We start from the raw sequence: 556 nt of genomic DNA, 5'->3' as shown, positions 1-556 counted from the left end.
TGAGAATTGGTGTCGAAAAACTCAATGGCTGCATCAAAACCACACTGCAAAAATCTGGTGTATGATTCTTCCGAGCAAAGAATAGATTTGACAATTACAGTCAAGAGTTTGAGGTTGGTTTCAGTAGCAGCACCTTCTTTGTGGAGCCATTCAATTGTTTCCAGCAGTTGTTTAGCAGATGCCGCAGTAGATGGTGGTAATGCTGCGATAGGAATAAAACCTGTTAGTTGTTTCATGTTTGATTGGCTCAAAAATTATCTATTTCTGCAACACCTTCATCAGTTGCTACTTTCCGTTGAGATTTGGCTTTGGTAATCTGGAATTCGTTCGCTTTAATTACTGGCATTGCAGCCTCTTTAACTGCTGCTTTTGCTTGGTAATAAAGAAATTGAACTACGCCTGAAGCATCTTCTTCGTCTTCGACTTGTGCCCATAAAGAACAACCTAATTCGATTGATTCGTAGTTGCCCAAGTTAAACTTTCTCGAATAACTAACTGAGACAGTACCGATTTTCATTTACTTATTTGAACCGCTAAATTATGTAGTGGCGACTCA

Annotated in this window: 2 protein-coding genes; both read right to left on the bottom strand. The window is 39.2% G+C overall.

All coding sequences use genetic code 11. From position 1 onward, the window contains the following. Positions 1 to 236: hypothetical protein (locus G1O98_RS38575; RefSeq protein WP_163939741.1), on the bottom strand; the 236-nt coding region annotated here is incomplete at its 3' end. An 11-nt stretch (positions 237 to 247) separates the two neighbouring features. Continuing rightward, the gene (locus tag G1O98_RS38570; protein ID WP_163939739.1) at positions 248 to 517 is read right to left on the bottom strand and encodes a hypothetical protein; all 270 of its coding nucleotides are present in this window, start codon (positions 515 to 517) and stop codon (positions 248 to 250) included. Positions 518 to 556 lie beyond the last annotated feature (39 nt).

The organism is Nostoc sp. UIC 10630 (genome assembly GCF_010747425.1).
In the GTDB taxonomy this organism is placed as follows: Bacteria; Cyanobacteriota; Cyanobacteriia; order Cyanobacteriales; family Nostocaceae; genus Nostoc.
Note: the sequence above shows the minus strand (reverse complement) of the source record. Positions and strands in the feature narration are given on the sequence as shown.

Coding starts and splice junctions, on each gene's coding strand:
- G1O98_RS38570 (WP_163939739.1), bottom strand. CDS start 517: ATGAAAATCGGTACTGTCTCAGTTAGTTATTCGAGAAAGTTTAACTTG.